The following is a 5,706-nucleotide window of genomic DNA, read 5'->3' as shown; positions in this document are numbered from 1 at the left end:
GGAGTCTCCTGGGGGGCGGGGGCCTCCTGCTTGGTGCCGCAGGCGGTCAGGGACAGGGCCATCAGCAGCGCCATGGCCAGAGACAGGGACTTCTTCCAAACATTCATAGCAGTTTCCTCTTTTCATCTTCATTTGCGTTGAAGCGCGGCGGGCGTTCCGCCGGTTCACAGAGTTTCGGGGGCGTACACCGTCTTGGCGGTGATGCCCTCCAGGCGGCCGATCTTCCCCGACAGGGCGGAGATCACGTCCGCCGGGGCGTCCATGGCCACGCTGATGACGTTCACCCCACGCTGGTGGTAGGGTACGCCCATGCGGCCGATGATATGCTTTCCGTACTGGTGAAGCAGGTCATTGAGAGCGGCCACCGAGGTTCCCTCCCGGACGATGATGGCCAGCACGGCCACGCGGGTATCCATAGGTTCTCTCCTTTCCGAAAAAAATCCTCCTCCGCCGTTCAGGCGAAGGAGGATCGAAGCGTATCAACACCAGGCCCAGGTCTCCCTGTGCCGCGGTCCTCTCCTCTTCCGGCCCGGACGCATCCTCGCCGTCAGAACGACAGACATGAAGTTGGGTGTCGGCGGTCAGAAAACACTTCCCGCAGACAAGTTACAGTTTATCACAGGCAGCCGCCTCGGTCAAGGGGGCGCAGCGGCCGAAGGTGGAGGTCAGCTGACGGATTTCCTGTGCCAGTTCCGGGGTGGTCTTTCCGGGCAGCATCCGCCAGCACCAGTTGTTCTCCGCCACGCCGGGGACGTTGACCCGGGCCCCGGCCCCCAGGGCCAGGTAGTCCTGCATCTGGGCCACGAACAGCTCGGCCACGCTGCCCTGTCCGCTGCGGAGCACCGCCTTGCGGACGGCCTCCGTGTCGTCCCGGACGCCCAGGTAGCGCTCCACAAAGTCCCGCTCCGCTTCCCCGGCGGCCTCGTACCAGCCCACCAGGGTGTTGTTGTCGTGGGTGCCGGTGTAGCAGATGCAGTGGGCGGGGTAGTTGTGGGGCAGGTAGGCATTTCCGGGGTTGTCAAAGGCGAACTGCAGCACCTTCATGCCGGGCAGGCCCGCCTGGTCCCGCAGCTCATGGACGGCGTCCGTCAGCAGTCCCAGGTCCTCGGCGATGTAATGGACATCGGCGTACCAGAACCAGCTGGTCAACACCCGCAGCAGGTCCATGCCGGGGCCCTTCTCCCAGTGGCCCACCTTGGCAGTCTCCGCCCCGGCGGGCACGGCCCAGTAGCTCTCCAGGCCCCGGAAGTGGTCGATGCGGATGGTGTCGAACAGGCGGATGGCGCCGTCCACCCGGCGGATCCACCAGCCGAAGCCGTCGGCCTTCATGTAGCCCCAGTTGTACAGGGGATTGCCCCACAGCTGGCCCTCGGCAGAGAAGTAATCCGGGGGCACGCCCGCCACCTGGCTGGGCCTGCCGTCGGAGTCCAACAGGAACTGCTCCCGCTCCGCCCACACGTCGGCGGAGTCCAGGGAGACGTAGATGGGGATATCGCCGATGATCTTGATGCCCAGGTCGTTGACGTACTGCTTCAACGCCGCCCACTGGGTGAAGAACCAGTACTGGACGCAGGTGTGGAAGGCCACATCCTCCGCCAGCTTCTCCCGCCAGCCGGGCAGCACCCAGGGCTCATGGCGCCGCAGGGCCTGGTCGGGCCAGTCGTACCAGGCGGCGCCGCCGAAGTGGGCCCGGGCGGCGCAGTACAGGGCGTATTCCCGCACCCAGGGATTTTTCGCCGCGAAGTCCTCCACGGCCCGCAGGCCCTCCGGGCTCATGCGGTGGAAGGCCTTCCGCAGCAAGGGCTCCCGGGTGGCTTTCAGGGCCTCGTAGTCCACCTTGTCCATGGAGGGCACCTGGGCCTCCGCCAGCTCGGCGGCGGTCAGCAAGCCCTCCGCCCCCAGGGCGTCCAGGTCGATGTACAGGGGGTTGCCCGCAAAGGTGGAGGGGCTGGCGTAGGGGGAGTTGCCGGAGCCCACCGGGCCCACAGGCAGCACCTGCCACCATGTCTGGCCGGCCGCCTTCAGAAAATCCGCAAAGTCCCGGGCCTCCTTACCCAGGGAGCCGATGCCGTAGCGGCCCGGCAGGGAAAAAATTGGCAGCAGGATGCCGGATGCACGTTCCATAGGAAAACCTCTCCTCACGTAAAGTTCTCTTTCATTGTAGGGATTCAGCGGAGGGATGTCAAGGGTGCGCATAGGGTTTCCGCCGAAGTAGCCATGTACCGCACGGAAAAAATGACCGCCCCGAAATGGGGCGGTCAGCAGCTTATCCAGAAGGTCTCACAACATTTCACCGCCGCAAGCAGTGAAATCAATTGCAATCCCCTATTCGTCAAAATGCCACAGTATTTTGACGAGGTCACTTCATCAGCTCGTACATGACGGCCTTGATGGTGTGCATGCGGTTTTCGGCCTCGTCGAAGACGATGGACTGGGCGCTCTCGAACACCTCGTCGGTGACCTCCATGGCGTCACGGCCGAACTTCTCGCCCATTTCCTTGCCCACCTTGGTCTTGTGGTCGTGGTAGGCGGGCAGGCAGTGCATGAAGCGGCACTGGGGACCGGCGTTGTCCATCAGGGCCTTGGTCACCTGATAGGGCCCCAGCAGCTCAATGCGCTCGGCCCAGACCTCCACCGGCTCGCCCATGGACACCCACACGTCGGTGTACAGCACGTCGGCGTCCTTGGTGGCCACCATGGGGTCCTCGATGAACTCCAGCACAGCGCCGGTCTCCTTGGCGATGGCCTGACACTGGTCCACCAGTTCCTGGGCGGGCATGTAGGCCTTGGGGGCGCAGGCCACAAAGTGCATACCCATCTTGGCGCAGCCCACCATCAGGCTGTTGCCCATGTTGAACCGGGCGTCGCCCAGGTACACCAGCTTCACGCCCTTCAGCTTCCCGAAGTGCTCCTGAATGGTCAGGAAGTCCGCCAGGATCTGGGTGGGGTGGAACTCGTTGGTCAGGCCGTTGAACACGGGGACACCGGCGTACTTCGCCAGCTCCTCCACCAGTTCCTGGCCGAAGCCCCGGTACTCGATGCCGTCATACATGCGGCCCAGCACCCGGGCGGTGTCGGCGATGGACTCCTTCACGCCGATCTGGCTGCCGGTGGGGCCCAGGTAGGTGCTGCCCATACCCAGGTCCTGGGCGGCCACCTCGAAGGCGCAGCGGGTGCGGGTGGAGGTCTTTTCAAAGATCAGGGCCACATTCTTCCCCTCCAGATAGCGGTGGGGGATGCCGGCCTTCTTCTTGGCCTTCAGGTCGGCGGCGGTGTCCAGGAACTGCTGAATTTCAGCAGGAGTGAAGTCCAGCAGCTTCAGAAAATGGGTGTGGTTTTCCATGTCATGTCCTCACTTTTATGTGGTGTGTTGGCCCTCCGGTACAGCTCTCCGGGCCGGAATTGAAAATTTTCGAAAATTGTCCGCTAGTACAAGTGCTACTGTAAGAGTAAATGAAAGAGTCAGTGCTATTGTTAATACAAGTGTGCGCTCCGGCGGCTGCTGGAAGCCGCGCCATGAGAGAGAAGAAATTATCCCAGTGTTTTTTTCATGATGGCCAGACCCTGGTCCATCTCCTCCTTGGTGATGACCAGCGGGGGCAGCAGGCGCATGCCGGGTCCGGCGGTGAGAACCAGCAGGCCGTTCTCAATGAGCTTGTTTGCGATCTCGCTCTTGTTGTAGCCGTCCTTCACCTCAATGCCGATCATCAGGCCCATGCCCCGGGTCTTTCCGAAGCAGGGCAGGTCCAGCGCCTCGATCTGGTTGCGGAGATAGGTGCCCTTGGCCTGGACGTCCTCCAGGAAGGCGTCGGTCAAGGTCTCCTGCACCACCAGGCCGGCGGCGGCGCAGACGGGGTTGGCGCCGAAGGTGGTGGCGTGGGTGCCGGGGCCCAGGACGTTGCGGCACTTCTCGTTGGCCATGATGCCGCTCATGGGCAGGCCGCCGGCGATGCCCTTGGCGAAGGACACCACATCCGGCAGAATGTCGTACTGCTGGAAGGCGAACAGCTTGCCGGTACGGCCCACGCCGGTCTGGACCTCGTCCGCCAGCAGCAGCCAGTCCCGCTCCTCGCAGAGCTTCTTCACCGCCTGGACGTACTCGTAGTCCAGGGGCAGCACGCCGCCCTCGCCCTGGACCAGCTCCATCATGACGGCGCACACGTCGTCACCCGCGGCGGCCTCCAGGGACTCCAGGCTGTTGGCGTCGGCGTAGCGGAAGCCCTCGGTGAAGGGGAAGAAGTAGTTGTGGAACACCTCCTGGCCCGTTGCCATCAGGGTAGTGATGGTGCGGCCGTGGAAGGAGTTGTTCAGGGTGATGATGGTGGCGCGGCCCTTGCCGTACTTGTCAAAGCTGTACTTCCGGGCCAGCTTGATCATGCCCTCGTTGGCCTCGCCGCCGCCGTTGGCGAAGAACACGCAGCTCTCGCCGGTGCGCTTGCAGAGGGTCTCCGCCAGTCTGGCGGCAGGCTCCGTGTAGAACAGGTTGGACACATGGCCCAGCTTTTTCGCCTGGGCGGAAATGGCGTCGGCCCAGGCCTGGTTGCCGTAGCCCAGGTCAGTGACGCCGATGCCGCTGGTAAAGTCGATGTAGGCGTTGCCCTCGGGGTCGTAGAGGGTGGCGCCCTGGCCGTGGTCGATGGCCACCGGGAAGCGGCCGTAGGTGGTCATGATGTACTGGTGAGTCAGGTCCTTGATCTGTTGAGACGTCATATCAGTTTTCCTCCTGTTTCAGCATGGTGCCGATGCCGCGGTCACTGAGTAGCTCAATGAGGATGGAGTGAGGGATGCGGCCGTCCAGGATATGGACCCGCTCCACGCCGCCGGCAATGGCGTCCACGCAGCACTGCATTTTGGGGATCATGCCGCCGGAGATGACGCCGTCGGCGATCAGACCGGACACTTCGCCGGTGCGGACCTCGTGGATCAGGGTCTCCTCGTCGTGAGGGTCCCGCAGCAGCCCCCGCACGTCCGTCAGCAGGATCAGCTTTTCCGCGTGGAGCGCCTCCGCCAGCTTGGCGGCGGCGGTGTCGGCGTTGATGTTATAGGCGGTGTCGGCGTCCATGCCCTGGGCCACGGTGGAGACCACGGGGATGTAGTGGGTCTCTAGGGCGTTTTCCACCGGCTCCGGGTTCACGCCGGTGATGCGGCCCACCAGGCCGTACTTCTCGTCCAGGCACTCGGCCTGGAACAGCTGGCCGTCCATGCCGCACAGGCCGATGGCCTGCCCCCCCAGGCGATTGATCTGGGCCACCAGGTTCTTGTTGACCTTTCCGCAGAGGATGGACTGGACCACGTCCATGGTGGTCTCGTCGGTATAGCGCAGGCCGTCCACGAATTTGGACTCGTGGCCGATCTTTTTCAGCATGTCGCTGATCTCCGGACCGCCGCCGTGGACCATCACCACCCGGATGCCCACCAGGCTCAGCAGGATGATGTCGCTCATAACGGCCTTGCGCAGGTCATCGGAGATCATGGCGTTGCCGCCGTATTTCACCACAATGGTCTTGCCGGTGAATTTTTGGATGTAGGGCAGGGCCTCCACCAGGGTCTGGGCCTGCTGTGCATGGGATGACATAAGAATCAGCTCCTTGTTGGGTTTGTCCCCAGTTTGTCCCCCCAACGGGGGACGGGGGATGCGGCCCCCACTTTTCTTTCGTCTTGCCGAAAGAAAAGTCGCCGCCGCAGCGGTGGAAAAGAAAGGCGCTT

5 protein-coding genes are annotated in these 5,706 nt (G+C 63.4%); all 5 read right to left on the bottom strand.

The window, feature by feature from the left end; genetic code table 11:
• Positions 1-164: 164 nt before the first annotated feature.
• Positions 165-416 (bottom strand): TM1266 family iron-only hydrogenase system putative regulator, encoded by a 252-nt coding sequence (locus JQM66_RS12310; RefSeq protein WP_235230158.1) that lies wholly within the window; start codon positions 414-416, stop codon positions 165-167.
• 190 nt (positions 417-606) lie between these two features.
• On the bottom strand, positions 607-2,124 hold the full coding sequence (malQ, locus tag JQM66_RS12305) for a 4-alpha-glucanotransferase (protein ID WP_235230157.1): 1,518 nt from the start codon (positions 2,122-2,124) through the stop codon (positions 607-609).
• Positions 2,125-2,359: 235 nt separating this feature from the next.
• The gene (gene argF / locus JQM66_RS12300; RefSeq protein ID WP_235230156.1) at positions 2,360-3,343 is read right to left on the bottom strand and encodes an ornithine carbamoyltransferase; all 984 of its coding nucleotides are present in this window, start codon (positions 3,341-3,343) and stop codon (positions 2,360-2,362) included.
• 188 nt (positions 3,344-3,531) lie between these two features.
• Positions 3,532-4,710, bottom strand: a complete 1,179-nt coding sequence (locus JQM66_RS12295) for an aspartate aminotransferase family protein (RefSeq protein ID WP_235230155.1) — start codon at positions 4,708-4,710, stop codon at positions 3,532-3,534.
• A gap of 1 nt (position 4,711) precedes the next feature.
• Positions 4,712-5,575 (bottom strand): acetylglutamate kinase, encoded by an 864-nt coding sequence (argB, locus tag JQM66_RS12290; protein ID WP_235230154.1) that lies wholly within the window; start codon positions 5,573-5,575, stop codon positions 4,712-4,714.
• Positions 5,576-5,706 lie beyond the last annotated feature (131 nt).

The sequence above is a fragment of the Oscillibacter valericigenes genome (assembly GCF_021531915.1).
GTDB classification, from domain to species: Bacteria; Bacillota; Clostridia; order Oscillospirales; family Oscillospiraceae; genus Oscillibacter; species Oscillibacter valericigenes_A.
Note: the sequence above shows the minus strand (reverse complement) of the source record. Positions and strands in the feature narration are given on the sequence as shown.